The organism is Nonomuraea sp. NPDC050451 (assembly GCF_044458585.1).
Genome location: NZ_JBITHZ010000003.1, coordinates 655,900 through 678,245, shown reverse-complemented (window position 1 = coordinate 678,245; position 22,346 = coordinate 655,900). Strand labels below are relative to the sequence as shown.

The following is a 22,346-nucleotide window of genomic DNA, read 5'->3' as shown; positions in this document are numbered from 1 at the left end:
CGTGTGTGATACACAGGCAGGGTAATCACACGCACTGGATGATTCTTGCGTGTGCGGTTCCCTCCTCAGGGAGTGCCTGATGTCCACTGCGATCACCTTCTCCGAGTACGGCGGGCCGGAGGTCCTCACCCTGTCGGAGGTTCCGGCGCCGGAGCCGGCTCCGGGTCAGATCCGTGTCCGGGTACGGGCGGCCGCCGTCAACCCGATCGATGTGCGGATCCGCGCCGGGATCATGCGGGACGCCTTCCCCGTCGAGTTCCCGCACCTGCCCGGGTGGGACGTGGCAGGCGTGGTCGACAAGGTCGGCGAGGGCGCGGGCTTCGCGGTCGGCGACGAGGTCTTCGGCGTCGCTTCGGTGGGCGGCTACAGCGAGTATGCACTGCTGGACAGGCCGTTCGCCAAGCCGGAGCAGCTGTCGTTCGAGACCGCGGCCGGCCTGGTCACGGTCGGCGAGGCCGCCTACCGGGCCTTGGAGCACCTGGGGATCGAGAAGGGCCAGACCTTGCTGATCCACGGCGCAGGCGGCAGCGTCGGCACCATCGCGGCGCAACTGGCCGCCGCCCGCGGCATCGCCGTGATCGGCACGGTCGCCGAGCAGGACATCGAGCGGATCAACCGCCTCGGCGCGACCGCCGTGCGCTATGGCGAGGGCTGGGTCGAGCGGGTCAAGGGCGCGGCCTTGAGCGGTGTGGACTTCGTCTTCGATGCCTGCGGCGCGGGCGTGCTCGCCGAATCCGTCACCCTGGTCGGCGATGCGGGCAAGGTCATCACCATCGCCGACCCGTCCTTCGCCCAGCACGGCGTGCGGTTCACCGGCATGGACCCCAAGGACCGCTTCCCCGAGGCGCTGCCGCAGCTGGCCGACCTGATCGCCACCGCCGCGTTCGATTTCTCGGTCTGGCGGGCGTACCCGCTCGGCGAAGCCGCCCAGGCCCACGTCGACATCGAAGCCCGCCGCAACCAGGGCAAGGTCGTCCTCCTGCCCTGATCCCCAGCCACCGCCCCGCCCGAGCTCGACGAGGCCGCCGCCTGCACGATCCCACGGCCGATTGCGGACGCGGACCTCGCCACCGCATTCAAGGTCCTGCGCCAGAAAGTGGAACGGAATCATCCTGCACGCCCTCGCCACGCCCCCCCGTCAGCACCAAGATCCTCGCCGACCGACGTATCCGAAAGCTGGATGACCATGTCACCTCGCACCCTGCCCGAACCCACGTTCGCTCGCACTCGCCTCGGCTCTGGCCCCGGCCTGCTCCTCGCCCACGGCGCCGGCAGCAGCCTGGCCAACACCTACGGCCCCATCCTGGAAGGTCTCGCCGCCCGCCACACCGTCGTCGGCATCGACTACCCCGGCAGCGGCGACACTCCCCGCTCCACCACCCCGCTGTCCGTCGACGACCTTGCCGACCAACTCGTCGCCGCCGCCGATGCAGAGGGTCTCGACCGCTTCGCTCTGTCCGGCTTCTCCCTCGGCGGCTCGGTCGCCATCCGCGCTGCTGCCCGCCACCCCGAGCGCGTCACCGCACTTGTCCTGACCGCCACCTTCCCGCACCGCGACAACCGGCTCGCTCTTGCCTCCTCTGTCTGGAGAAAGATCGCCGCGTCCGGCGACCGCGAGATGCTCGCCGAATTCCTGCTCATGATGGCCCTCGGCACCCAGGCGCTGGAGTTGATGTCGTACGAGCAACTGCAGGAGACCCTCGGCTTCGCCGCCGCCACCGCAGCCGACGGCTCCCCCGAGCAAGTCGACCTGGTCGGCCAGGTCGACGTCCGAGACGACCTGGCCGGCATCGAGGCCCCCACCTTGGTCATCTCGACCACCGACGACTGGGTCACCTCCACCGCCCTGCACCGCCAGCTCGCCGAGACCATCCCCGGCGCCCGACTCGCCGAAATCGCCGGCGGCCACCTGCCGATGCTGGAGCGAACCGACGAGTGGCTGCAGCTCATCACCGACTTCCTCGGCAAGCACAACGCCTGAAAGCACCCATGGGTGGGGCCACGCAGCGGACAGCGGCGCGGCCCCACGACATGTGGACCCGTCTTCGCCATCCCCGCCGAGTCCGGGAGCAAGTGGACGCTGGATACATCGAAATCGAATCCGGCGCCAAGCCACGCGTCCACATCGCCGCGACAGGGCATCCTTTCCTTTTTCTATGGCGATATCGCCTTTGACCTATATGTCGATTACCCGGCGTTGGATCCCACCTGGCGGGATTATGACTAGTTTCGAAGCAGGGCTGGTCATGCCACGCCAAAGGCCGGAATCCGAGACTGAACGGGCAGGTGGGGGCAGAGACGACTGTTGCCGCGGTACGCGCTAGACCGGGCGCCGATTCGGTCAGGCCGGAGGTGTTCCCATGAAGGCTGTCGCCGTCCACTTTGGGCTACGGGATCATGCCATGACGGCCGTGAAAATCCTCGCCGTCGCGATCGCCTATTTCGTGGCCGCCAAGCTGGGGCTGCAACAACAGCTGGTCCGAGGGCAGGTGACGCCGCTGTGGCCCTCGACGGGAATCGGGCTGGCCGCCCTGCTCCTCCTCGGCCTCCGGACCTGGCCGGGCATCACCCTCGGCGCCTTCCTGATCAACGTGTCGATCGGCCCGACGTTGGCCGCCGTCGCGGGCATCTCCGTGGGGAACACGCTCGCGCCGGTCTGCGCCTACCTCCTGCTCGAGCGCGTGGGCTTCCGCATCGAACTGGACCGGCTGCGTGACGCGCTCGCCCTGGTGTTCCTCGGCGCCTTCGCCGGGATGCTGGTCAGCGCGACCGTGGGCGCCGGCTCACTGGCGCTCGCCGGCGGGTTGCGGCCCAGCGAGTTCTGGCCCGCGTGGTCGGTGTGGTGGACGGGCGACGCGATGGGCGTGCTCGTGGTCACGCCGCTCCTGCTCGCGAGCCGCACGACCCGGATGCCGCGGAACGCCCACCCGCTCCGCTGGGTCGAAGGGGCGGCGCTGCTGCTGGGCACCTTCCTCGTCACGCTGGTGGCGACCGTGGGCCCCATCAACCTGCTCTTCCTCGTCTTCCCCTTCCTGATCTGGTCCGCGCTGCGTTTCCAACTCCTCGGGGCCGCGGCGTGCGCGCTGATCGCGTCGACGGTGGCGATCGTTGCCGCCGCGCACCACTCCGGCCCGTTCGCCCAGCACGACCTCCTCCTCAACATGGTCGCCCTCCAGGCCTTCAACGGCTCCGCGGCGCTGACCGCGCTGCTGCTCGCCGCGATCATCGCCGAGCGCAACAAGGCCCACCAGAACATCAAGGACGTCTGCGCCCGGCTCAACGAGGTGGCGCACCGGCTTTCGCGCGACAAGAAGCTGGTCATCCGGCTGCCGCCCCCACGCGCTGGAGAGCGGAGCAGGGATCGGTCGCAGTAGCCGGACGATCCCTCTCGCCGGCTCCCCGCTCTACGCGTACTTCAGCGCCCCGTGTTGGCGCGATGCGGCCGTCTGATCAGGGAACGGCCCGCACGGGTGGGCGCGCGGGCCGCAGCAAGGGACAAGGCCTGCGGGTCAGCAACAGCCACCCGACGCGCCGACCGGCTCGGCGGCCTCCTTCCCATCCCATGCGGTGGCCGGGTCGCAGCACACCGAATCGGTTTCCTTGGTCAAGGTGTCGGCGTCGCCCTTGACCACATACACCTCCCATGGCTCCGCTCCAGGGCCGTGGACCCAGACCTTGTCCTGGAGGGCGTAGCAGCAGGAGGTGTCGTTCTCCTCGAAAGTGGCCAGGCCGGCGTCCTTGAGCCGCTGAGTGGCGGCGTTGACCTGGGCGGTGTCCTCGACCTCGACTCCGAGGTGATCCATGCGGGTCGCTTCCCCCTCCTCCCCCTCGATGAGCACCAGCTTGAGCGGCGGTTCGGCGATGGCGAAGTTGGCGTAGCCGGGGCGGCGCTTGGCCGGTTCGGTGCCGAAGAGCTTGGAATAGAAGGTGATCGAGCCTTCCAGGTCGGCGACGCGCAGGGCGAGCTGGACGCGAGACATGACGATCTCCCATCTCGTTGTTTCGACGGATGTCTAATCAGTCCCGAGTTTGCACTACTGCTTAGAAGTCTGTCAAATTAGGGATATGTCGAAGCAAGAGCTGCCAGTTCTCTCCTCTGAGTGCTGCGCGCCGCTGGTCGCGGAGCCGGTCACGGAGGATGAAGCCGCCGAGCTCGCACGGGTGTTCAAAGCCCTGGGCGACCCGATCCGGTTGCGGCTTCTGTCGCTGATCGGCGCACACGAGGGCGGTCGCCAGGTCGGCGAGGGGGTATGCGTGTGCGAGCTGACCGGCGCGTTCGCGGTGACCGCGCCGACGATCTCCCACCACCTCAAAGTGCTACGCGAAGCCGGGCTGATCGACAGTCAGCGGCGCGGCACCTGGGTCTACTACTGGATCATCCCGGCCACGCTCAAGCGTCTGACCGGCGTACTCGCTCTGCCCGAGACGCTGACCGCGGACGCCCCGTGAGCCTGGCACGCCGGGCGCTGGCCGAGTTCGCGGGAACCGCGGCTTTGGTGGCCGTGGTGGTCGGCTCCGGCATCATGGCCGCCGGCCTTTCACGCGACATCGGCGTGCAACTGCTGGCCAACAGCCTGGCTACAGCCGCGGGGCTGGCAGTGCTGATCGTGGTTTTCGCGCCTGTCAGCGGAGCCCACTTCAACCCGGTTGTCTCGATTGCCGCCTGGATCCTCACCCGCCGCGACGCCACCCCGGCCGTCCATGGACGGGACCTGGCCGCGTACCTACCCGCCCAGTCCCTCGGGGCCGTCGCAGGGGCGGCGTTGGCGAACGCGATGTTCGCTCTGCCTGCCGTCGAGATCTCGGTCCATGACCGGTCGGCACCTCATCTTCTCCTTGGCGAGGTGGTGGCCACTGCTGGGCTCATCGTCGTCATTTTCGCCCTGATGAGACAGGGCCGCGCCGCCCTGGCACCGGTCGTGGTTGGCGGCTACATCGGCGCTGCCTACTGGTTCACCAGCAGCACCAGCTTCGCCAACCCGGCCGTCACCCTCGGCAGGGCCGTCACCGACACCTTCGCCGGGATCGCTCCTGCCTCGGTGCCCAGCTTCATCGCCGCCCAGCTGGCAGGGGCCGCGCTCGGGGGTCTGCTCCTGGTCATGCTCTACCCGAAGGCTCAGGAGCCTGATGTGAAGCCCACCCCTGACCCCGTACGGCAGGCCGCCTCCGCCGACCTTGCTTGACAGGAGAGATACCGGTGCCCGATCAGCTCGACGTACCGCCGCAGGTGTTGTTCGTGTGTGTCCACAACGCCGGCCGCTCCCAGATGGCCGCAGCCTTCCTGACCCACCTGGCAGGCGACCGCGTCCGCGTGCGCTCGGCCGGATCGGCACCCGCCGATCAGGTGAATCCCGCCGTGGTGGAGGCGATGGCAGAGATCGGCATCGACATCTCCGCCGAGATCCCCAAGGTGCTCACGATCGACGCCGTCCAAGCCAGCGACGTGGTCATCACCATGGGCTGCGGTGACGCCTGCCCGGTCTTCCCCGGAAAACGCTATGAGGACTGGGTGCTGGACGACCCGGCCCGGCAGAACATCGAGGCCGTACGGCCGATCAGGGACGCGATCGAGGCCCGGGTACGCGCGCTGATCGCCGGCCTTGCTCCAGCAAGCGGCACGACCAGGTGAACATGGACGTGACGGCCGGCAAAGCGCTGATCGAGCCCATGCGTGCCGAGCAGGCCGACCAGGTGCTGGCCATCTACCAGCTCGGCATCGACGCAGGTCAGGCCACCTTTGAGACCGCGGCCCCGACCTGGCAACGGTTCGACGCGGCCAAGCTGCCCGCGCACCGCCACGTCGCCATCGGCTCCCTCGACGGCGCTCCTGGCCGGGTGCTCGGCTGGGTCGCGGCGTCGGCCGTCTCGGAACGCTGCGCGTACGCGGGGGTGGTGGAGCACTCGGTTTACGTACACCCCGGCGCCCGCCGTCGCGGCGTGGGCCTGTCGCTGCTGCGGGCACTGATCAGCTCCACCGAGGCCGCCGGCATCTGGACCATCCAGTCGGGAATCTTCCCCGAGAACACCGCGAGCCTGGCCCTACACGCTCACGCCGGTTTTCGGGTGATCGGCGTTCGCGAGCGCATCGGCCGCCATCACGGCACCTGGCGGGACGTGGTGCTGATCGAGCGCCGCAGCCCCGTAATCGCCTGACATCCCCAGGATCAGCCCTTACCACGGCCGACGCCTCGTCGATTAACGATGAATGACGAGAAGGGGCCGCTCGATCGGCCTACCGCGGCCACGTACGCTTCCTGGTTCAAGGCTCTGGCCGACGCCACGCGGGTGCAGATCGTCTCGCTGCTGGCCCGCCGGGGTGCGCCGATGAGCGTCGGCGAGATCGTCGAGGCTGTAGAGGTGGGCCAGTCCACCGTCTCAGCCCACCTGAAAGTCCTGTCCGAGGTGCGGTTCGTGCTGGTTGACCGCGTCGGCACCTCGGCCTTCTACCGGATCAACACGGCGTGCGTCGAGTGCTTTCCCAGCGCGGCCGACCTCGTCATGGGCCGCCCGGCCCCCTCCCCACCTGCCTGTACTCCCCCGCCCAGAGGCGCCTGATGAACGAGTCCGCGGACCGGCGCCAGGCCACCGTCCAGCGCTACTCCGGCCTGGCCCGACTGGCACTGGCCGGGGGCGCGCCGCTGGACTGCGAAGCCGACACCTTCACTGACGGGTGCTTCGGCGCTGCCGCCTATACCGATGTCGGCGACGTGCCTGAGGGTGCGCTGCGCGCCAGCCTCGGTTGCGGCAACCCTCGCAGTTCCCGGCGCTTCAGCCTCGCCGCCACTCGGCCATCCACCTCTTCCGGAGACGCTTTCGGCACCGAGCCCGTGTCCGAGGTCAACCGCCTGATCAACCTACGCACCCGCAGCTGGCATGGCCTGCAGCACCACCTGCACCGGCATATGTGGCGACGACGCCAGCAAGCCCGCGCCCGCTGTTCCACCTTCCAACACGGCTCAACCGCCGATGTGTGACGGCGCGGACGTAAGCGTGTCCCAGGCGGCCATCGCGCAGGTGATGACCGCTTCCAACTCGGCGCGGGTGGCGCCGTCGCGGGCTTGTATGGAGAGGCCTTGCACCACGGTGGTGTAGTAGCGGGCGATGGCGTCGAGGCTGGCGGGCGGCGCGTTGAGGTCACCGTCGGTGACGCCGCGGGCGAGCCGGTCTTTGATGGAGGTGTGCATGTCGTGCCGGAGGCCAGCCAGGAATTCCCGGACCGCGTGGTTTTCCACGGCGCCGGTGGGCGCGGCGAGGATGAGCATGCAGTAGTGCGGGGTGTCGGGACGGGTGATCTCATCGGCGGTGGCGCGCAGCATGGCGTGGATCGCAGCGCGTGTGGTCGATTGTTCGCGCAGCGCGCGCCTGGGCGGCTCGCCTGAGGTCGTGCCGTAGAGCGCCATGACCTTGCGGAACAGGTCCTCCTTGCTGCCGAAGCAGGCGTAGATGCTGGCCGAGGCGATTCCCATGGCCTGGGCCAGGTCGTTGAGCGAGGTGCCTTCGTAGCCCCGCTCCCAGAACAGGTCCAGGGCCTGGCGCAGGGCGGTGTCCGGGTCGAATGTGCGCGGCCTGCCGCGAGTAACCATCGGGATGCGTCTCCGTACTTGTTTGTCGTTCGATCAAGTTTACCTTGACCTGCACCGCACGGCCCTGCCACGATTTGTTGGTCGTTCGAAAAATAAAAAGGAAGCCGATCGTCATGAGCATTCCGGCAACCATGCGCGCCCTGCAGCAGACGTCACTCAACGGCCCGCAGGACCTGCGCCTGATCACCGACGCGCCGGTACCGAGCCCAGGCCCAGGCGAGGTCCTGATCCGGGTCGCCGCCGCCGGGGTCAACTTCGTCGACATCTCGCAGGCCCGCGGCACGTTCGCAGGCGGTCCGCAGCCGCCGTATCTGGCGGGCATCGAGGGCGCCGGTGAAGTCACCGCCATCGGCGAGGGAGTGACCGCCCTGGAGCCCGGCGCCCATGTCATCGGCGTCGGCATGGGAGGCGGCGCCTTCGCCGAGTACATGGTGCTGCCCGCGGCCGCCGCGGTCCCGGTGCCGACGGGCTGGACCGACGGGCAAGCGCTGGGCCTGGTCGTGAACTGGCCGACGGTGATCGCCACGGCCTCGCCAGGCAAGCACGCGGTGGTACACGCGCTGGGCGCCGACCACGTCTTCGACTCCCGCCGCGGCGACCTCGCCGCCGAGGTCCTGCGACTGACCGGCGGCACGGGCGCCGACCTGGTACTGGAGTCGGTCGGCGGCGCCACCCTCGACGCCAGCCTGGCCGCAACCAAGCGGGTCACCGGCCGGGTCATCGTCTACGGCCTGGCCGGCGGCGAAGCCACGATCAGCAACTGGGAGCTCGTCTACAAGCACCAGGTCCACCTCATCGGCCTGAACCTCGGCATCCTGATCCAGGCCGCACCGCAGACGTTCGGCGAGGTCATGGGCCAGTTGTTCGAGCTCCTCGCCGCCGGGGTGCTCGGCCCCAGCCAGCCCACCGCGTACGAACTGGCCGAGGGGCCGAAGGCGCTCGCGGAACTGGAAGCGCGGGCCACCATCGGCAAACTGGCGCTGCTGCCCTGATTTCCGCCCGATCACACCGAAACAACAGGAGCAACAGGCATGACCATAAAGGACAAGACGATCCTGGTGACCGGGGCGAACCGCGGCATCGGGCAGGCACTGACAGCCGAAGCCCTGGCCAGGGGCGCCAGCCGTTCATAATCCCGGCCTACTCCGCCTCGAAGGCGGCCGCGTTCTCCTTGACCCAGTCGCTTCGCGCCCAGGTGGCCGGGCAGGGGGTAAGGGTTCACGCGGTCCTGCCCGGCCCGGTCGATACCGATATGACCCGAGGCGCCGACATACCAAAGGCATCCCCGGAATCGGTCGCGCTGGCCATCTTCGACGCGATCGACAACGGGGAGGAGGAAATCTTCCCCGATCCCGCCTCAGCGCCCTTGGCCGCCCTGTGGCGCGACGGCGCAGCCAAGGTACTCGAGCGCCAGATCGCGCAACTAGCACCCGTCAGCTCGTAAGCGAGGGGAAATGCTCGGCCCCCGGGCCAGCCCACCCTCTATGAGCTGGCCGAGGGACTGAAAGCGCTCGCGGAGCCGGCAGCATGGGCCACCGTGGGCAAGCCGGCACTGCTCCCCTGAGCAGACCGTGACGCCAGATGGCGGATCCCGCCGGCTTTACTGAGGGGGGCACGTAGGGGACCGGTGTCGCGATCAAGACGCTCGCACAGATCACGATCTCGGACTGCCGTACAGGGGACGGGGGCGCAGATGGTGGCCATCGGCTCGACGCCCAAGCTAACGCGTGCCTGCCACTAGGAGGCTTGCAACTTGTTGCGGCAGAAGGGCCCCGGCTGGTCCGCCCATGATCAGTGGACATCTGGTACGTGATCATGGGCACATGCTTGCCATCGGCGGCAGCGGGTGGCACACCCGGAACGCAGAAGGACCTGCGTTTCCGCAGGTCCTTGCCCATCTTGCGATGGAGATCGCGAGTGCCCCCTGCAGGATTCGAACCTGCGCACCCGGCTCCGGAGGCCGGTGCTCTATCCCCTGAGCTAAGGGGGCTCGACGAGTGATAAGGCTATCAGCATCCCGGCACCACTCGGCACAGGATAAAGGTCCTTGAACACATCCAGCGAAAACCACCCGTGACGACCCCGCTACAGGTTACCTTGGCGCCCGTGGGCGAGGTTCTTGGGAAAGTACTGGTCGTGGACGACGACGAGGTCATCCGGCAGCTCATCGCGGTCAACCTGAACCTGGAGGGGTTCGAGGTCGCGACCGCCACCGATGGGCAGGATTGCCTTGATCGAGTGCTCGACGTCATGCCGGACGTCATCACGTTGGACGTGATGATGCCGTGTCTGGATGGATGGACGACGGCGCAGAAGTTGCGGACCGAGGAGGCCACCAGTCATATCAAGGTGGTGTTGATCACGGCGCGGGCGCAGGACGATGATAAGCGGCGGGGGTTGGGGATCGGGGTCGACGCTTATCTGACCAAGCCGTTCGATCCGGCCGAGTTGATCCAGGTCGTACGGGATCTGGCGACGGCGGCCGGTAAGGGATAGGGCGGCCCGAGAGTTCTCGCTCCCCGGATCCGATGGGGGTGGTGGGCGTGGACGGGCGGCTTGAGCGGGCCAGGGAGCTCTATGAGCGGGCCGTTTTCGGCGGGGATGTGGCTGGGTTGGAGGCCGCCGATCGGGAGCTGGATGGCGTGGAGGCTGATCTGGCGCTGGCGCGTGGGCGGGTGCTGCATGCGCGTTTTGTCGATGGGCAGGGCGGGCGAGAAGGGCAGGGTGGGGAAGGCCAAGGCGCGGAAGAGCTGAGGCTGTTCGAGAGGGCGGTGGAGCTTTACCGGCTCGTCGGGGATGTCCGGGGCGAGGGTGAGGCGCTGTTCTGGGTGGGGATCTTTCATCAGGTTGTGCGGGGGGATGAAGCGCCCGCGGCGGCGGCTTTCGGGCGGGCCCAGGAGCTGGCGACGCAGGCCGGTGACAAGCTGACGCTCTCCTACGTCCTGCGTCACCTGGGTATCGCCGAGCACATGGCCGGACGGCTGCCGGAAGCGCGCGAACGGCTGGAGGAGTCCGTACGGCTGCGCGGGGAGCTCGGGTTCATGGCCGGGGTGGCGGCCAATCTGGTGGGGCTGACTTATATCGCCGTGGCCGAAGGGCGGCGGGAGGACGCCGCGGCGATGCTCGACGAGGCCGCTGAGCTCGCGAAGGCCGAGGGAGCGGCGGCCGTCGTGGGGTGGGTGGAAGAGGCCCGAGGGCGGTTGTAGCCGGCAGCTTCTTTTGTGAAATCTTTGCGTACGGTGGGCCGTAGCGTCCCCTCCGAACCTAGGAAGGTCAACCGTGCGTAGCTCCATTTTCGGCAATCTCGAGTCCCAGCAGTTGCCACCCGGCTTCGCGCTCCAGAACGGCAAGATGCTGCGCGTGCAGCTGCCGCACGAGGTCCTGGCCAAGCAGGGCTCCATGGTCGCCTTCCAGGGGAAGATGGACTTCGACTACGAGGGCGGCGGGCTCGGCAAACTGTTCAAGAAGGCCGTGACGGGCGAGGGCGCGTCCCTCATGCGCGTACGCGGCGAAGGGCTGCTCTACCTCGCCGACAACGCCGACGACATCCACCTGTTCTACCTGGAGAACGAGGGGATCACCGTCAACGGGCGCAACCTGCTGGCGTTCCAGCCGCAGCTCACCTGGGACATCCAGCGCGTGCAGGGGGCCGGGATCGCCGCGGGCGGGCTGTTCAACACGACGGTCACCGGGACCGGGTGGGTGGCGGTGACCACGCACGGCACGCCGGTGCTGCTCGATGCCGCCCGCATGCCCACGTACGCCGACGGCCAGTCGGCCGTGTGCTGGAGCACCGGCCTGCACGTCGGCGTCCACCGGACGATGAAGGTGGGGGCGCTGATCGGGCGGGGCAGCGGGGAGGCCATGCAGCTGGCGTTCAGCGGGCAGGGGTTCGTGCTGGTGCAGGCCAGCGAAGGGGCGCCCATCGTCACCCAGAGCTAGACAGGTAATTAGCTAATTGCCATAATGCCTTTGTGCTGGACGTCGACCTGGTCAAGGCGCTGGCCAATGACAAGCGGCTGCTGATCCTCGATTGGCTGCGCGATCCCGAGCGCCACTTCCCGCGACAGCGCGACGGCGACCTCGTACGCGACGGAGTCTGCTCGCTCTTCATCGCCGAGAAGCTCGGCGTGAGCCAGCCCACCTGCGGCGAGCACCTCAAGGTGCTCGCCAAGGCGGGCCTGATCCGCGGCAAGAAGATCAAGCAGTGGGTGTTCTATCAGCGCGACGAGGACCGGATCGCCGCGGCGAAGGAGTTGTTGAGCAGTGGCTGGTGAGCTGTACGAGCGTCTGATCTCCGACATGGACGCCGCCGGCGCCCGCTACCGGGTGATCGAGCATGCGCCGGAGGGGCGGACCGACGAGGTCAGCGCCCTGCGCGGGCACGACGCCGCGCAGGCCGCCAAGTGCCTCGTCGTGATGGTCAAGATCGGCAAGAAGCAGACGCGTCACGTGCTGGCTGTCGTGCCCGGCAACGCCCGGCTCGATCTGCAGGCGGTCAAGTCGCTGCTGGCCGGCACGTACGTGGCCTTCGCCGCCAAGGACAAGGCCGAGGAGCTGGCCGGCAGCATGAGCGGGACCGTGCTGCCGTTCAGCTACGACCCCCGGCTCGAGCTGATCGCGGACCCGACGCTGCTCGACCAGCCCGAGCTGTACTTCAACGCCGCCAGGCTCGACCGGTCCGTCGCGCTGGCCACCGACGACTACGTACGGCTGGCCGAGCCCAGAGTGGCCCCCATCACCCTCAACTAGGAGCAGGTGGGCGTGGGGGCGGTGTTCATGCCGCTCCACGAGGCGATGAAGCCGAACGTGGTGGAGGCGCCCGGCGCGAGCGAGCCGTTCCAGGCCACGTTGCGCACGGTCACCGCGGAGCCGTTCGCGCTCAGCGTGCCGTTCCAGAGCTGGCTGATCCGCTGCCCGTTCGCGAACGTCCACTGCACCGTCCATGCGCTCATGGCCGAGGCGCCGGTGTTCTTGACGGTGACCTCGCCCTGGAAGCCGTCCTGCCACTGATTGGCGTTCTTGTACGTCGCCGTGCATCCGCCACCTGTGGTGGGAGTCACCGTGGGGGTCACCGTGGGGGTCACCGTGGGGGTCACCGTGGGGGTGACGGTGGGCGTCGAGGTGGGGGTGATCCCCGACAGGGCGTTCACCAGGGGCGGGTACCACTTGTCGGACATCTTCTGGTCACCGGCCGAGTTCGGGTGCACGCCGTCATAGGTGTCCGTACTCGTGCTGAACCCCGTCCACTGGTCGACCACCGTGATCGGCGACTGCTGCGTGGTGGTCGCGGCCGCCCAGGCGGGGATGGCGTTGTTGAAGTTCACGGCGCGCTGGCCGCAGTCGGCGCAGGTGGACGGGTTCATGGGGATGATCTTGGCCACGAGGATCTTCATGTTGGGGTTGCTGGCCCGCATCTGGTTCACGAGCGTGGTGAACGCGCTGAGGATCGTCGCCGGCGCGATGTTGCTCCACACGTCGTTCGTGCCGAGGTGCATCAGCACGATGTCGGGCTTGGTCGCCGAGAGCCAGCCGGGCAGCTGGTTCTGGTTGGCGATGTTGGTGGCCAGGAAGCCGCCGTGGCCCTCGTTGTCGCCGTCGTACGAGACGCCGCAGCCCTGAGGCGGGAGGGTGCCGACGAAGTCGATGTTGGTGTAGCCGGTGCTCTGGAGCCGGTTCCACAGCAGGGCCCGCCAGCAGCCCGGAGAGCCGGTGATCGAGTCACCCAGGGGCATGATCCGGGTGGCGGCGGCACCGCTGGCCTGCGTGGTCGTCGCGAATAACACCGCCGCGGCGAACGCCAGCATCGCCGCCAGCAAGGTGCTGGTCCTGCGCATCGTCTGCTCTCCCGTCGTAGCCTGCGCAGATCGTAAGGACGGCTCAGGTACGGCGGGAAGGCGGCGAGCCACGCACAAGGCGGCGACCTGCGGGAACACGGGGATCGGCGTGTAACTTTCAGACCTCGCCCCTGCGGATCACGGCGAGCGGGCAGGGGGCATGGTGGAGCATGGCCTGGCTGATCGAGCCCATGAGCATCCCGGCCAGCTGGCTGCGCCCGTGTGTGCCGAGCACCAGCAGGTCCGCGCCGGCCGCCGCCTCCCGCAGCACCTCGACGGGGTGGCCGTGCACGACCTCCGCCACCACCTCCACCCCCGGATGCCGCTCCCGGTGCCCCGCCAGGAGCTCGTTCAGCTCATGCGACCGGTCCAGCTCGCTGTCGCGGTCGGCCGGCTCGAACCCGCTCGGATGCGGCCAGGCCCATGCGTGTACGGCGCGCAGTTTCGTACCGCGCAATTCGGCCTCGGCGAACGCGAAGCCGAGCGCCCGCACGCCCCCGGGCGAACCGTCGACCCCCACCACGATCTCGCCGCGCGCGGTCGAGGGACGGGCGCGTACCAGGACGACGTCCGTGACCGCGTGCGCGGCCACGCCGTACGCGACGGACCCCACCAGCAGCCCGCGCACGCCGCCGACGCCCCGGCTGCCGGCGACCAGCAGCTCGGCGTTCTCCGAGATCCTGACCAGGGCGGAGCGGGGATCGCCCGGCAGCAGGACGGTCTCCACCGTGATCGCCGGCCGCTCCCGCAGGGCGCGGTCCCGCGCGGAGATCAGCACCGATTTCGCGCCCTCGCGCAGCCACCGGCCGACCTCGGCGTAGTGTCCGCCGGTCTCCTCGCACACCCACTTCGGAACGGCGTGCGCCACGGTAAGCGGCACCTGTCTCAGCGCCGCCTCCGTGGCGGCCCAGCCGGCGGCGTCCAGCCCGGTTCTCGAGCCGTCGACGCCCACGATGATCATGGAACTGGCTCCTCAGGCGAAGGCGTAGCACTCCACCTCGGCGCGGCGGTACGTCAGCCCCGCGGAGACGGCCTCGCGAACGCACTGGCGTTCGGCCTTACCGAGCTTGAGCGTGCCGCATACGGTCACGCCGGAATACGTGCGACAGTCGAGCGTCTTGTCGTATTTGCCGATGCGGTACATCTCCTTGACCGCCTCACGGCACTTCGCCTTGCCCTGGTCGGCGTAGCGGCACTGGGAGATGAGGGTGTCGTACTGTTGCTGACTCACTTCGTGTTGGGCGGTACCGTCACCGAAGGCGGCGGTCACGCCGGACGTGGCCATGACCACGAGCCCTGCGACAGCGGCGATCTTTTTCATATTTCCCCTGATGGGACCATACCGCCCAGAGCCCTCGCCAAACCTCGTGCGATCTCCCGCAGGCGGGGTAGGGCTCCGATTGAAGATTCCTTCGTCCCCTCTCGGAGGAGGTAGAAATGGGCACATCGGGAGTCGAAAAGACAGTCCAGGACGTGATGCACCGCGGAGCGCAGTGCGTCGGCGAACACGACAGCCTCCGCACGGCCGCGCAGATGATGCGTGATCTGTCGGTCGGCGCATTGCCGATCTGCGGAGACGACGACCGGCTCAAAGGGATCATCACCGACCGCGACATCGTGATCAAGTGTTGCGCCGAGGGCAAGGACATCGACCAGACCACCGCGAGCGAGCTGGCTCACGGGCTGGTCTGGGTGGAAGCCCGCAGCAGCGTCGAGGAGGCGCTGCAGAAGATGGAGCAGCACCAGATCAAGCGGCTGCCCGTGATCGACAACCACCGGATCGTGGGCATGGTCTCCGAGGCCGATCTGGCGAAGGAGCTGCCGGACAACAAGCTCGCCGAGTTCGTCCACCGCGTCTACGCACCCGCGTAAACGCGATCTATCAGATGCGAGGGGGCTCCAGAGCGGGGCCCCCTCACCATGTGAAAAACAGAGACGGATGTGCAACCTTTCGCCCCATGGGCCGCATTGGTAAGGGGCGAGAGGAGAGAGCACATTGGATCGTCACGACGGCTTCCGCGAGTTCGTGCTCGCCCGCCAGCAAGCGCTGATGCGGACCGCGTACCTGCTCGTGGGGGACGCCCACCTCGCCGAGGACCTGCTGCAGAGCGTCTTGACCAAGATCGTGAAGCACTGGCCCAAACTCGCCAAGGAGGGCAATCCCGAGGCATACACGCGCAAGGCCCTGGTCAACCAGTACCTGGCCTGGCGGCGCCGTCCACGGCCCGAGGTGCTGAGCGCCGCACCACCCGAGCAGGCCGCCTCGCATGACAACGCCACGCTCGACCGGATCGTCCTGCGCCAGGCGCTGGCCAAGCTGACCCGCAAGCAGCGGGCAGTGATCGTGCTGCGCTACTGGGAGGACCTCACCGAGGCGCAGACGGCCGAAGCGCTCGGCTGCTCGATCGGCAACGTCAAGAGCCAGACCCATCATGCCCTTGCCCGCCTGCGCGCGCTCGCGCCCGAGCTGGCGGACCCGTATCTGCAGGAGGTAGTTCGATGACCAGGCTGCGCGAGGCGCTGAGCGGTCTCGCGGAGGAAGCGCCGCTGGTGAGCCTGGCCGACGTGGCCATCGCCGGCCACCGGCGCAGGCAGCGCGTCACGATGGCGGCGACCACCGTCGTGACGGTCGCGGCGCTGGTGGCGTCGGCGGCGGTCGCGACGGTGGTCTGGCCCCGTGGGGCCTACCCGGCCGCCCCGCAGAGTGCGGACACGGTGGCCGACCTTCCCGACGGCAAGGTGGGGGCGCTCGGGTACGCGTACAAGACGCCCTGCGACGTGTCCGAGGACCATCAGGTCATCAACTGCCGCGTCCAGGAGTGGCGGGTGGTCACCCGTGCCGACACGACGTACCGGGTGCCGCAGGCGCTGACCGCCACCCGCAAGGGCTATTACGGCCCCGTCGCGATCAGCCGGGACGGGCGCATGCTGGCCTACTACAGCCGCGAGGCCCAGGCCCACGTGGTCCGCGACCTGGTGACCGGCACCGTGACGACCTCCCCCTTCAAGGTGAAGGAGGAGCAGATCCAGATCGGCAGCCAGCTCGTCGTCTCCGACGACGGCCGGTACGTGGGCTTCGATCCGCGCGTGGGGAGCAAGAAGGACACCGGGCTGCTGATCGACATGCGCACCGGCAAGACGGTGCGGGTCCCCGACAAGTTCGAGATCATCAGCATCAAGGGGGGCGTCGCCGAGCTGGTCCGCTACGTCAAGACCGACATGTGGCTGATGCCCGTCACCGGCGGAGGCAAGCCGGTGCGATTCAACGGCACGTTCATCAACTTCAGCGAGATCGCACCGGACGGCCGCACGCTGGTCGCCGACGACTTCAAGGACAAAACCCCGGCGCTCACCGTCCTCGACGCCAAGACCGGACGGATCGTGCGGAAGGTGCCGATCCGCGGCCTGCCGAAGGGCGGCGGCTTCCACGGCGCCTCCGTCTGGCAGAGCCCCTCCGAGGTCGTGATCCTCAGCGACGGCAAGAAGGCCGGCACCTACGCGGTCGACATCGAAACCGGAAAGGCCCGGCACCTGGCCGACTATGCTTCCGGGCGCATGAACAACCTGATCCTGCCCGGAACCGCCGGCGGGAAGTAGCCGCGAGGGCGAGACCTGTCTCGCCCTCGCCTGCGACGGAGATCAGCGGATCCTGGCGAGGTCGATGATCACGTACTGGTCCTTGAGCTGGTAGGACACCAGGCCGCCATGGAGGATCCCCGGCTCCACCCCGCTCATCCGGCCCTCGGCGCTGGGCCGCAGGCCCAGGTCGCCCTGCTTGCCGGTGGCCAGATCCAGCAGCGCCTGACCGGCTGCGGGACCAGGCGGATCGACGGCCATGAACCGGTCGTCGCCCAGTCCGAGCACCGGCGAGCCCGGCAGATCCCGTTCCCGCGAGCCGTCGCGCAGCCGGTAGAAGCGCGTGCCGTCGGGCCTCAGGCCGACGCACGTCGTCACGCCGCACCTGACGTAGCTCTCCCCCGGCCGGACGACCGCCCGGCTCGCCTGCCCGGTCTCGGCGTTGAGCAACTCCCGGAAGCTGGGCTCGCGGTCCTGCGTGTCATCGCTCGGGGTCCCCACCCACGGCCAGCGCAGGATGTGGTGCCGTTCCGCACCCGCGACGGGGGTCACGCGCCCGCCCCTCAAAGGGAACGTGAAGACCCCGCCTTCGACGAGTGAGAACGCCACCCGGTCGCCGACCACGGTCAGCTCCTCGCCGCGCCCCTTGACCGGGCCGCCGGTGTCGATGGCGGCGGGCTTCCCGCCGGAGACCGGCACCGACCAGAACCTCGTGTGATCGTTCTTGTCGATCGTCTGCCAGACGATCCGGCCTTCGCCGACCGTGTAGGCGAAGGCGTACTCCCACTTCGCGGAGGGTATGTCCGCGATCTTACGGGTCCGGCCGCTGCCGAGATCGTAGGCGTAAACGGCGTCGGCCCGCTCGTCGCTCTTCGACGTCTCCAGGAGCAGCGTGCGGCTGTCGATGAAGATCGCCGGGTGGAAATCCGGGAGGCCCGGGAGCTGCCGCGGGATCTTCCAGACCGCGTCGGGCCAGACTGTCTCGACGGGTTCGGGCAGCTTGGTCTGCGCCACCTGCGCCCCGACGGTGCCGCGTACCGTCACGCCGACGATCACCATGGCGATCGCCGCCACCAGCGCCTGCGTCCGCGTCCTGCGGCGGCGGGAGCGGGCCGCGATCCGGCCGGGGAAGCCGGTCGGGGCCTGCGGCGCCCCCTCGGCGGCGCGGCCGAGAACCCGGCTCAGGTCGTCTTCCAGATCCGTGCTCATGGGGCGCTCCTCCTCGCAGGGGTACGGTGGGCGATCGCGGAACGGAGCTTGGCCAGGCCGAGCGAGGCGTGGCTGCGCACGGTCCCCTGGGAGATGCCGAGCACGCCGGCGATCTCCGCGTCGTGGAGCTGCTCGTAGAAGCGCAGGACGAGGACGGCACGCTGCTTGCGTGGCAGCCCTTCGAGCGCCTGCCAGAGCTCCTGGTCGGCGTCGGAGGGCAGCACGTCCTCGATCGGCGTCTCCGGGAGGGCCCAGGCGAGCTGCTCGCGGCGGCGGCGCCGCCAGGCGCTGATGTGCAGCCTGGCCATGATCGCCTTGGTGTAGCGCTCCGGGTCCTCCTTCCTTCGCACGCGCGCCCACGCCCGGTGCAGCCTGACCAGCGCCTCCTGCGTCAGATCCGCCGCGTCGTGCGGATTGCCGCTCAGGGCGTAGCCGTAGCGCAGCAGCGCGTTGGCGCGTTCGGCGACGAACTCCGCGAACCGGGGGTCGTCTTCCACTTACCATCGCCTTTCCGTGATCCGTCTCCCCTCAGACGGACCTGGCGCTGGATTTGTTGAATGGAGGGGGAACTACCATCGTCAGACGCGGTCGGCGGCGATGAGCAGGTACTGGAAGCTGCCGTCCTTGTACGCGTCGAGGAACGCCTGCTCGATCCCCGTCGCGAGGTGGGTCTTGGCGCGCAGCTCCCAATAGGGGATGGTCGCGGCGGTGAGGTCGATGACGTCGATGGGGACGAGGCGGTTGGCCGCCATTTCCTTGAAGTAGGTGCTGCGGGGGTGGATGTCGCAGATGTAGTGGGCGTTGATCTGGCTGACGGCACGCGAGGGCAGGCCGTAGGCGTCGTTGTAGCAGCCGGTGATGCACACGTACCGGCCGCCCCGGCTCAGGAGGCGGGCGTGCGCGGCGAACAGCAGCGACAGCTCGACGTACATCGTGCTCTCGTTGTTCCAGATCGCCTGGAACGATCCAGGCTCGAAGCCGGTGTCGAGCATGTTGCGGAAATGGAAGCGCACCTTGTCGGACACACCGCGCTTCTCGGCCTGCGCGTTGGCGAAGGCCACCTGGGACTCGGAAATGGACACGCCATCGACCTGGCAGCCGTACCTGAGGTTGACCAGAAGGCTGGAGCCGCCGCGGCCGCAGCCGGCGTCCATGACCCGGTGCTCGGGGCGCAGGGCGCCGAGCTGGCCGATGAGAAGGTCGGCCTGCGCGTGCTCCAGCCGGTGGAGCTCCTCGATGATGCGTTTCTCGCGGGTGTCCTCCGGGCCTTCAAGGACCGACCAGTCCACCTCGCCGACGCCATAGTGGTGGTGGTAGATCCCGTCGACCTCACCCAGGCGGAGGTTGACCGGGTTTTTCTCGGTGTTCCAGTAGTCGGCGACGGAGTGCTGGTAGTAGGTGCTGAGTACGGGACTGGCCGTCATCGGCAATGCTCCTTTCTCTAGGACTTGTAGCGGCTGGTGGTGTCGTGCCATTCGACGCAGCCGGCCATCCAGCCCTGCGCCCCGCGCAGGAACCGCTTCAGCTCGACGGACGGTATGGTGTCGAGCGCTCGTCGGCTGGCCTCGAAACCTCTGACGAAGTCGTTGTGCATGGACACGGCGCGTTCGGTCGCCTCACGGATGGGGCAGCCCTCCTCGGCGGCGATCAGCAGGATCACGTTGGAGTCGGGGAGTTCGTCGGCCGCCTCCTTGGCGACGGAGTGCAGGTCGTTGACGAGGACGCTGGCGGTGCCCGCCTGCATGAGCGCAGTGTGGAACCTCCTGTCGGCGAAGAGATTGGCGGGCAGTTCGTACGCGCCCACGATGTCGATGAGCGTCATGGACGTGTAGAAGCTGTCGTGCTGCCGGGCCGCGAGGTAACGCCACACGGGCGGCGGCGTCTCCAGGTAGCGCCAGGCGGCGTAGGCGGCCCAGCTCACGTACATCTGGGAGGTGATGTTGCAGATCCGCATGACCTGCGACGGGGTGGCGTGGCGGGTGATGTGGCTGACGGACGACCTCAGGGAGACCAGGACGGGGTCGGCCTCGATCGCCTCCTCGAGCTGGCGCGTGTAGTCGCCCGCGGGCGGAGGCGGGTCCATGGCCGACGTCACGAGGGCGAGCCGCGGCGGCAGCTCCGTCGGCGTCGCCCCCAGCTCGGTCTCGTCGGCGTAGTAGTCGTCGGCCGCCCACCAGGCGGCGTTCATCTGCGCCGCGATCAGCAGCATGTCGGGGTCGTCGGCGTCGGGGTGGGCGAGCATGGCCAGCCGCCCGTAGCCGGTCGCGCCGAACTCCTCCATGCGCCCCTCGTGCAGGCCGATCCGCTCCGCCCACGCCAGCAGCCGCCGGTCCACCTCGTCGGCCAGCTCCTGGTCGTTCCTGACGAGCTCGGGGCAGTAGAGCGGCGGATAGGACCCGTCACCCCACTGCCGTTCCCGGTAGGGCAGCGGGGCGAGACTGTGGCGGTACGCGGCGCCGCGCGCCGCCTGCGCGGGATCCATCGGGGCGGGCCGGGGCGGCTGGTGCCCGTCCCTTGTGTCGGGCCGTGGCACGGGATGGCGGTCGAAGAGCGGGAAACGCAGCGCGGAGGTGCCCAGACCGGTGGGACCTGCTGCGATCTCGGGCATGACGCGCCCCTTCCTGGAGTCGAGCCGGAGTCGAGCGGTCAGGAACGCGGCGTCGCGATGTCGACGTTCTCGAGGATGCCGATGGCGTCGGGCACCAGGATCGCCGCCGAGTAGTAGGCGCTGACCAGGTACGACATCACGGCCTGGGAGTTGATGCCCATGAAGCGGGCGTTGAGCCCCGGCTCGTGCTCCTCCGGGAGGCCGGTCTGGTAGAGGCCGACGACGCCCTGGTCCTCCTCCCCCGTGCGCAGGGCCAGGATGGAGGTGGTCTGGTGGTCGGAGATCGGGATCTTGCCGCAGGGGAAGATCGGGATGCCGCGCCAGGCCGGGATCTCGTGGCCGTCCACGTCCGCGCTGCCCGGCACCAGCCCGCGCTTGTTGCACTCCCTGAAGAACGCGGCGATCGCCTTGGGGTGGGCGAGCAGCATCTTGGTCTTGCGGCGCATGCTGATCAGGTCGTCCAGGTCATCGGGGGTCGGCGGGCCGGACCAGGTGCTGATCCGCTGGTCGTACTCAGTGTTGTGCAGCAGGCCGAACTCGCGGTTGTTGACCAGCTCCCACTCCTGGCGCTCGCGGATCTCGTGGACCGTCAGGCGCAGTTGCTGTTCGAGCTGGCTCATGGGGTCGTTGAACAGGTCGGCCACGCGCGTGTGGACCCGCAGGATGGTCTGCGTGACGCTGAGCTCGTACTCGCGGGGCCGGATGTCGTAGTCGACGAACGTGCCGTCGATGACCGGCTCGCCCACGTGCCCCGACGCGAGCGCGACGGCCGCCTCGCCGCGGCGGTTGACCGGCTTGCGCGTCTCCTCCAGATAGCTGACGACGTGCTCGCGCAGGGTGGGGATGCCGCCGAGCAGCTGCTGGATCTCGTGTCGCGGCGCCACCAGGATCGTGCCTGAGGTGGCGGCCCTGACCGTGAACGGCCACCGGGGGCCCTCCTGCACGAGCGCGTCGTCGCCCAGGTGCGCGCCGTCGGTGAGGACGCCGAGGACCTGCGCGTCGCCGTACTTGCCTGAGGCCAGTCGTTCGAGCCGGCCGTGGGCGATCACGTACGTGTCGGTGACCGGCGTGCCGGCCTCGGCGATGACCTCCCCCGCCTGGAACTCCCGCGGCGCGAAGGTCGAGGCGATCGCCGCCAGCGCGTCGAGGTCGTCCAACCCGCGCAGCAAGGGGAGCTCCTGGAGCGTCTGCGGGACGATGAGCACGTCGTCCGCCCCGTTGAGCACCACGCTCACCCGGCCGCGCCCGATGTGGTGCGTCAGCCGGCGGTTGACCCGGTACGTGCCTCCGCGCACGTCGACCCACGGCAGCCTGCGCAGGAGCCAGCGGGAGGTGATGGCCTGCATCTGCGGGCGTGTCTTGGTGGTGGTGGCCAGGTTGCGCGCGGCCCGGGTGTCCAGGCTCAACCGGGGCTCCGTCGACATGTTCCCTCGCAATCGCTCGCCTGTGACAGCAGATGTCCGTGAGGCATTCACCACTGAACGTAGTCAGGCTGACACAATCCGTAGAGTGTCTTGGTGGACACGTACTGCT

The 22,346-nt window shown here is 68.8% G+C and carries 29 protein-coding genes and 1 tRNA gene; 19 read left to right on the top strand and 11 right to left on the bottom strand.

Annotated features, from left to right (window positions below):
• Window positions 1–79 precede the first annotated feature (79 nt).
• From ACIBI9_RS14400 to ACIBI9_RS14390, 3 genes are all read left to right on the top strand, one after another.
• Window positions 80–988, top strand: coding sequence for an NADP-dependent oxidoreductase (locus ACIBI9_RS14400; protein ID WP_397222454.1), 909 nt, complete (start codon window positions 80–82; stop codon window positions 986–988).
• 198 nt (window positions 989–1,186) lie between these two features.
• Window positions 1,187–1,981 carry an alpha/beta fold hydrolase gene (locus tag ACIBI9_RS14395; RefSeq protein WP_397222452.1) on the top strand — a complete coding sequence of 265 codons (795 nt, stop codon included), beginning with the start codon at window positions 1,187–1,189 and terminating at the stop codon, window positions 1,979–1,981.
• A gap of 421 nt (window positions 1,982–2,402) precedes the next feature.
• On the top strand, window positions 2,403–3,374 hold the full coding sequence (locus tag ACIBI9_RS14390) for an MASE1 domain-containing protein (RefSeq protein ID WP_397222451.1): 972 nt from the start codon (window positions 2,403–2,405) through the stop codon (window positions 3,372–3,374).
• Window positions 3,375–3,509: 135 nt separating this feature from the next.
• Here the strand turns inward: ACIBI9_RS14390 and ACIBI9_RS14385 are convergent, their stop codons facing one another.
• On the bottom strand, window positions 3,510–3,980 hold the full coding sequence (locus ACIBI9_RS14385) for an ArsI/CadI family heavy metal resistance metalloenzyme (protein WP_397222450.1): 471 nt from the start codon (window positions 3,978–3,980) through the stop codon (window positions 3,510–3,512).
• A gap of 85 nt (window positions 3,981–4,065) precedes the next feature.
• Here ACIBI9_RS14385 and ACIBI9_RS14380 point away from each other — a divergent pair, with 85 nt between their 5' ends.
• The 6 genes from ACIBI9_RS14380 to ACIBI9_RS14355 are packed head-to-tail and all read left to right on the top strand — an operon-like array spanning window position 4,066 to window position 6,974.
• A complete protein-coding gene (locus ACIBI9_RS14380) occupies window positions 4,066–4,449 on the top strand; it encodes a metalloregulator ArsR/SmtB family transcription factor (protein ID WP_364835982.1) in 384 nt (127 codons plus the stop codon).
• Complete coding sequence (locus ACIBI9_RS14375; RefSeq protein WP_397222448.1) at window positions 4,446–5,183, top strand: aquaporin; 738 nt, start codon at window positions 4,446–4,448, stop codon at window positions 5,181–5,183. Before ACIBI9_RS14380 ends, ACIBI9_RS14375 begins: the two co-directional genes overlap by 4 nt.
• A 14-nt stretch (window positions 5,184–5,197) precedes the next feature.
• Window positions 5,198–5,629, top strand: a complete 432-nt coding sequence (locus ACIBI9_RS14370; protein ID WP_397222447.1) for an arsenate reductase ArsC — start codon at window positions 5,198–5,200, stop codon at window positions 5,627–5,629.
• A 2-nt stretch (window positions 5,630–5,631) separates the two neighbouring features.
• Complete coding sequence (locus ACIBI9_RS14365) at window positions 5,632–6,153, top strand: GNAT family N-acetyltransferase (RefSeq protein ID WP_397222446.1); 522 nt, start codon at window positions 5,632–5,634, stop codon at window positions 6,151–6,153.
• Between the two features lie 48 nt (window positions 6,154–6,201).
• Window positions 6,202–6,555 carry a metalloregulator ArsR/SmtB family transcription factor gene (locus ACIBI9_RS14360; RefSeq protein WP_364835970.1) on the top strand — a complete coding sequence of 118 codons (354 nt, stop codon included), beginning with the start codon at window positions 6,202–6,204 and terminating at the stop codon, window positions 6,553–6,555.
• Entirely contained in the window at window positions 6,555–6,974 is a 420-nt protein-coding gene (locus ACIBI9_RS14355) for a hypothetical protein (protein WP_397222445.1), read from the top strand. The genes ACIBI9_RS14360 and ACIBI9_RS14355 overlap by 1 nt, the downstream gene beginning before the upstream one ends.
• On the opposite strand, the gene ACIBI9_RS14350 is transcribed toward ACIBI9_RS14355, so the two are convergent.
• The gene (locus tag ACIBI9_RS14350) at window positions 6,957–7,583 is read right to left on the bottom strand and encodes a TetR/AcrR family transcriptional regulator (protein ID WP_397222444.1); all 627 of its coding nucleotides are present in this window, start codon (window positions 7,581–7,583) and stop codon (window positions 6,957–6,959) included. The two genes, ACIBI9_RS14355 and ACIBI9_RS14350, sit on opposite strands and share 18 nt — an antisense overlap.
• A gap of 113 nt (window positions 7,584–7,696) precedes the next feature.
• Between ACIBI9_RS14350 and ACIBI9_RS14345 the strand changes: the two genes are divergently transcribed.
• Both ACIBI9_RS14345 and ACIBI9_RS14340 read left to right on the top strand, forming a co-directional pair.
• Window positions 7,697–8,575, top strand: coding sequence for a zinc-binding dehydrogenase (locus tag ACIBI9_RS14345; protein ID WP_397222443.1), 879 nt, complete (start codon window positions 7,697–7,699; stop codon window positions 8,573–8,575).
• 137 nt (window positions 8,576–8,712) lie between these two features.
• Window positions 8,713–9,027: an SDR family NAD(P)-dependent oxidoreductase gene (locus ACIBI9_RS14340; RefSeq protein ID WP_397222600.1), complete on the top strand. Its 315-nt coding sequence runs from the start codon at window positions 8,713–8,715 to the stop codon at window positions 9,025–9,027.
• Window positions 9,028–9,501: 474 nt separating this feature from the next.
• Here the strand turns inward: ACIBI9_RS14340 and ACIBI9_RS14335 are convergent.
• Window positions 9,502–9,573: transfer RNA gene (locus tag ACIBI9_RS14335), tRNA-Arg, on the bottom strand.
• A gap of 116 nt (window positions 9,574–9,689) precedes the next feature.
• On the opposite strand from ACIBI9_RS14335, the gene ACIBI9_RS14330 reads away from it, so the two are divergent.
• The 5 genes from ACIBI9_RS14330 (at window position 9,690) to ACIBI9_RS14310 (ending at window position 12,335) form a co-directional block, all read left to right on the top strand.
• Window positions 9,690–10,079, top strand: a complete 390-nt coding sequence (locus ACIBI9_RS14330) for a response regulator transcription factor (protein WP_397222442.1) — start codon at window positions 9,690–9,692, stop codon at window positions 10,077–10,079.
• 47 nt (window positions 10,080–10,126) lie between these two features.
• Window positions 10,127–10,789 carry a hypothetical protein gene (locus tag ACIBI9_RS14325; RefSeq protein ID WP_397222441.1) on the top strand — a complete coding sequence of 221 codons (663 nt, stop codon included), beginning with the start codon at window positions 10,127–10,129 and terminating at the stop codon, window positions 10,787–10,789.
• 73 nt (window positions 10,790–10,862) lie between these two features.
• On the top strand, window positions 10,863–11,525 hold the full coding sequence (locus ACIBI9_RS14320) for an AIM24 family protein (RefSeq protein WP_397222440.1): 663 nt from the start codon (window positions 10,863–10,865) through the stop codon (window positions 11,523–11,525).
• Window positions 11,526–11,557: 32 nt separating this feature from the next.
• Window positions 11,558–11,860: an ArsR/SmtB family transcription factor gene (locus tag ACIBI9_RS14315; protein WP_397222439.1), complete on the top strand. Its 303-nt coding sequence runs from the start codon at window positions 11,558–11,560 to the stop codon at window positions 11,858–11,860.
• Window positions 11,850–12,335: a YbaK/prolyl-tRNA synthetase associated domain-containing protein gene (locus ACIBI9_RS14310; RefSeq protein WP_397222438.1), complete on the top strand. Its 486-nt coding sequence runs from the start codon at window positions 11,850–11,852 to the stop codon at window positions 12,333–12,335. The genes ACIBI9_RS14315 and ACIBI9_RS14310 overlap by 11 nt, the downstream gene beginning before the upstream one ends.
• Here ACIBI9_RS14310 and ACIBI9_RS14305 read toward each other — a convergent pair.
• The 3 genes from ACIBI9_RS14305 to ACIBI9_RS14295 all read right to left on the bottom strand — a co-directional run bounded on the left by ACIBI9_RS14305 (window position 12,332) and on the right by ACIBI9_RS14295 (window position 14,741).
• A complete protein-coding gene (locus ACIBI9_RS14305) occupies window positions 12,332–13,420 on the bottom strand; it encodes a cellulose binding domain-containing protein (RefSeq protein WP_397222437.1) in 1,089 nt (362 codons plus the stop codon). The two genes, ACIBI9_RS14310 and ACIBI9_RS14305, sit on opposite strands and share 4 nt — an antisense overlap.
• A 118-nt stretch (window positions 13,421–13,538) precedes the next feature.
• Window positions 13,539–14,381 (bottom strand): universal stress protein, encoded by an 843-nt coding sequence (locus tag ACIBI9_RS14300; protein ID WP_397222436.1) that lies wholly within the window; start codon window positions 14,379–14,381, stop codon window positions 13,539–13,541.
• 12 nt (window positions 14,382–14,393) lie between these two features.
• Window positions 14,394–14,741: a hypothetical protein gene (locus ACIBI9_RS14295; RefSeq protein ID WP_397222435.1), complete on the bottom strand. Its 348-nt coding sequence runs from the start codon at window positions 14,739–14,741 to the stop codon at window positions 14,394–14,396.
• Window positions 14,742–14,857: 116 nt separating this feature from the next.
• Here ACIBI9_RS14295 and ACIBI9_RS14290 point away from each other — a divergent pair, with 116 nt between their 5' ends.
• The 3 genes from ACIBI9_RS14290 to ACIBI9_RS14280 all read left to right on the top strand — a co-directional run bounded on the left by ACIBI9_RS14290 (window position 14,858) and on the right by ACIBI9_RS14280 (window position 17,017).
• Window positions 14,858–15,292: a CBS domain-containing protein gene (locus tag ACIBI9_RS14290; protein WP_397222434.1), complete on the top strand. Its 435-nt coding sequence runs from the start codon at window positions 14,858–14,860 to the stop codon at window positions 15,290–15,292.
• Between the two features lie 124 nt (window positions 15,293–15,416).
• Complete coding sequence (locus tag ACIBI9_RS14285) at window positions 15,417–15,923, top strand: SigE family RNA polymerase sigma factor (protein ID WP_363962615.1); 507 nt, start codon at window positions 15,417–15,419, stop codon at window positions 15,921–15,923.
• Window positions 15,920–17,017 carry a hypothetical protein gene (locus ACIBI9_RS14280; RefSeq protein ID WP_397222433.1) on the top strand — a complete coding sequence of 366 codons (1,098 nt, stop codon included), beginning with the start codon at window positions 15,920–15,922 and terminating at the stop codon, window positions 17,015–17,017. The genes ACIBI9_RS14285 and ACIBI9_RS14280 overlap by 4 nt, the downstream gene beginning before the upstream one ends.
• A gap of 42 nt (window positions 17,018–17,059) precedes the next feature.
• Here the strand turns inward: ACIBI9_RS14280 and ACIBI9_RS14275 are convergent, their stop codons facing one another.
• The 5 genes from ACIBI9_RS14275 to ACIBI9_RS14255 all read right to left on the bottom strand — a co-directional run bounded on the left by ACIBI9_RS14275 (window position 17,060) and on the right by ACIBI9_RS14255 (window position 22,237).
• Window positions 17,060–18,205 carry a hypothetical protein gene (locus ACIBI9_RS14275; protein WP_397222432.1) on the bottom strand — a complete coding sequence of 382 codons (1,146 nt, stop codon included), beginning with the start codon at window positions 18,203–18,205 and terminating at the stop codon, window positions 17,060–17,062.
• Complete coding sequence (locus ACIBI9_RS14270; protein WP_366309760.1) at window positions 18,202–18,702, bottom strand: SigE family RNA polymerase sigma factor; 501 nt, start codon at window positions 18,700–18,702, stop codon at window positions 18,202–18,204. Before ACIBI9_RS14270 ends, ACIBI9_RS14275 begins: the two co-directional genes overlap by 4 nt.
• Window positions 18,703–18,783: 81 nt before the next feature.
• Window positions 18,784–19,629 (bottom strand): geranyl diphosphate 2-C-methyltransferase, encoded by an 846-nt coding sequence (locus tag ACIBI9_RS14265; protein WP_397222431.1) that lies wholly within the window; start codon window positions 19,627–19,629, stop codon window positions 18,784–18,786.
• Between the two features lie 17 nt (window positions 19,630–19,646).
• Complete coding sequence (locus ACIBI9_RS14260) at window positions 19,647–20,813, bottom strand: family 2 encapsulin nanocompartment cargo protein terpene cyclase (RefSeq protein ID WP_397222430.1); 1,167 nt, start codon at window positions 20,811–20,813, stop codon at window positions 19,647–19,649.
• Between the two features lie 38 nt (window positions 20,814–20,851).
• Window positions 20,852–22,237, bottom strand: coding sequence for a family 2B encapsulin nanocompartment shell protein (locus ACIBI9_RS14255; RefSeq protein ID WP_397222429.1), 1,386 nt, complete (start codon window positions 22,235–22,237; stop codon window positions 20,852–20,854).
• Between the last annotated feature and the right edge of the window lie 109 nt (window positions 22,238–22,346).